The sequence below is a fragment of the Halobacillus yeomjeoni genome, from assembly GCF_020171525.1.
In the GTDB taxonomy this organism is placed as follows: Bacteria; Bacillota; Bacilli; order Bacillales; family Halobacillaceae; genus Halobacillus; species Halobacillus yeomjeoni.
In genome coordinates, this window is sequence record NZ_JAIVAI010000012.1 from 1 (window position 1) to 1,643 (window position 1,643).

General features: G+C 55.1%; 1 rRNA gene. It reads right to left on the reverse strand.

Features of this window, described 5'->3' with window-relative positions:
• Positions 1–28: 28 nt before the first annotated feature.
• Positions 29–1,595, reverse strand: a 16S ribosomal RNA gene (locus LCL89_RS16630).
• Positions 1,596–1,643 lie beyond the last annotated feature (48 nt).

The following is a 1,643-nucleotide window of genomic DNA, read 5'->3' on the forward strand; positions in this document are numbered from 1 at the left end:
CAGCGTACGCTTCCGTTTCTATCCTTAGAAAGGAGGTGATCCAGCCGCACCTTCCGATACGGCTACCTTGTTACGACTTCACCCCAATCATTGGCCCCACCTTCGGCGGCTGGCTCCATAAAGGTTACCTCACCGACTTCGGGTGTTGCCAACTCTCGTGGTGTGACGGGCGGTGTGTACAAGGCCCGGGAACGTATTCACCGCGGCATTCTGATCCGCGATTACTAGCGATTCCGGCTTCATGCAGGCGAGTTGCAGCCTGCAATCCGAACTGAGAATGGTTTTATGGGATTTGCTACACCTCGCGGCTTCGCTGCCCTTTGTTCCATCCATTGTAGCACGTGTGTAGCCCAGGTCATAAGGGGCATGATGATTTGACGTCATCCCCGCCTTCCTCCGGTTTGTCACCGGCAGTCACCTTAGAGTGCCCAACTGAATGCTGGCAACTAAGATTAGGGGTTGCGCTCGTTGCGGGACTTAACCCAACATCTCACGACACGAGCTGACGACAACCATGCACCACCTGTCACTTGGTCCCCGAAGGGAAAGCCCTATCTCTAGGGTTGTCCAAGGATGTCAAGACCTGGTAAGGTTCTTCGCGTTGCTTCGAATTAAACCACATGCTCCACCGCTTGTGCGGGCCCCCGTCAATTCCTTTGAGTTTCAGCCTTGCGGCCGTACTCCCCAGGCGGAGTGCTTAATGCGTTAACTTCAGCACTAAGGGGTGGAAGCCCCCTAACACCTAGCACTCATCGTTTACGGCGTGGACTACCAGGGTATCTAATCCTGTTTGCTACCCACGCTTTCGCACCTCAGCGTCAGAAACAGACCAGAGAGTCGCCTTCGCCACTGGTGTTCCTCCACATATCTACGCATTTCACCGCTACACGTGGAATTCCACTCTCCTCTTCTGTCCTCAAGTTCCCCAGTTTCCAATGACCCTCCACGGTTGAGCCGTGGGCTTTCACATCAGACTTAAGGAACCGCCTGCGCGCGCTTTACGCCCAATAATTCCGGACAACGCTTGCCCCCTACGTATTACCGCGGCTGCTGGCACGTAGTTAGCCGGGGCTTCCTCGTTAGGTACCGTCAAGGTACCGCTCTATTCGCACGGTACTTGTTCTTCCCTAACAACAGAACTTTACGATCCGAAGACCTTCATCGTTCACGCGGCGTTGCTCCGTCAGACTTTCGTCCATTGCGGAAGATTCCCTACTGCTGCCTCCCGTAGGAGTCTGGGCCGTGTCTCAGTCCCAGTGTGGCCGATCACCCTCTCAGGTCGGCTACGCATCGTCGCCTTGGTGAGCCGTTACCTCACCAACTAGCTAATGCGCCGCGGGCCCATCTGTAAGTGATAGCAAGAAGCCATCTTTCAACTCTCCTTCATGCGAAAGAAAGTGTTACCCGGCATTAGCCCCGGTTTCCCGGGGTTATTCCGGTCTTACAGGCAGGTTGCCCACGTGTTACTCACCCGTCCGCCGCTCGTTCCACGAGCGTCACCCCCGAAGGGGATCAGCTCGCTTCCCGCGCTCGACTTGCATGTATTAGGCACGCCGCCAGCGTTCGTCCTGAGCCAGGATCAAACTCTCCATAAAAGTTGAAAAAGTTTGTCTTGCTCATTTGCACACCGAATGTGCTTGTTT